The following is a 922-nucleotide window of genomic DNA, read 5'->3' as shown; positions in this document are numbered from 1 at the left end:
TCTGTGTTAGTTGTGATTCTCGGCATCCCTTGGCCAGTCAGTCCGGCCCGATGGAAAACAGTCGGAGGGAACCGGCGCCGGTCACGCAGTCTACGGTAAACCTGTGCCAGATAAAAATAGCTCTGAGACTTTATGTAAGGAATCGCTGCCGGAAAGCATAATAATCGGCTGCTATACGAATCAGCGAATCATCTGTAACAGGAAGGTAGTTCTTGTAGTAAGCCTGAGTAAGAAGAAGGGCATAGTATGCACGGTTCCTGCCATGAAGACGGTCGGGAGAAGAAATTTTTACGCAACAACGACAATGCGCTGTCGGGATGTGTGCCCATCACACGTTCCACAGCCTGAAGCTCACGGTAAATACGCCGATGTGCGTACTGCCAGCCGGAGAAGCCGCCAAAAACCAGCAGCAAAAGAACAATTATGATGATAACCCTACTTGACTTCATAATACTAAGCGATGTTTATTCTTCCCTACAAATATAAGAAGAATCCGCTTATCATGCGATGGCAAAACGGGAAATGGTATGAAAATAACAGTTCTCTCCATCATAGGGAAAGCATGTCTTCATACCATAAAGGAGAACTCAAGACTGCACAGCCAGGCAGTTTATCCCGCTATTATCCCCCGAATAATCTATTAGTAGTTTACCGACAAAACAATCAAATTATTTATATTTGTAATAGTCTTACAAACATTCAGTATGAAAAATAAAACACTCATCATCATTGTCATCATAACAGCAACCGCAGCCGCCCTTTCACTCGGCATTTACCAGAAAAGGACACACCAGATAAATGCTTCACTACTGCAAATTGAGCAACTGATGTATGAAAGACCCGACAGTGCCTGGTAGATACTACAACACATGCCATCCATTTCGCAATTACGTAAAGAGGAGAATCCACCACAGTGCGAGAC

The 922-nt window shown here is 44.3% G+C and carries 1 protein-coding gene; it reads right to left on the bottom strand.

The window, feature by feature from the left end; translation table 11 throughout:
• Positions 1 to 188: 188 nt before the first annotated feature.
• A complete protein-coding gene (locus BACCOP_RS20360) occupies positions 189 to 449 on the bottom strand; it encodes a hypothetical protein (protein ID WP_007565668.1) in 261 nt (86 codons plus the stop codon).
• Positions 450 to 922: the final 473 nt, after the last annotated feature.

This window comes from Phocaeicola coprocola DSM 17136, from assembly GCF_000154845.1.
Taxonomy (GTDB): domain Bacteria; phylum Bacteroidota; class Bacteroidia; order Bacteroidales; family Bacteroidaceae; genus Phocaeicola; species Phocaeicola coprocola.
The sequence above is the reverse complement of the archived record's forward strand: the minus strand, read 5'-3'. Positions and strand labels throughout refer to the sequence as shown.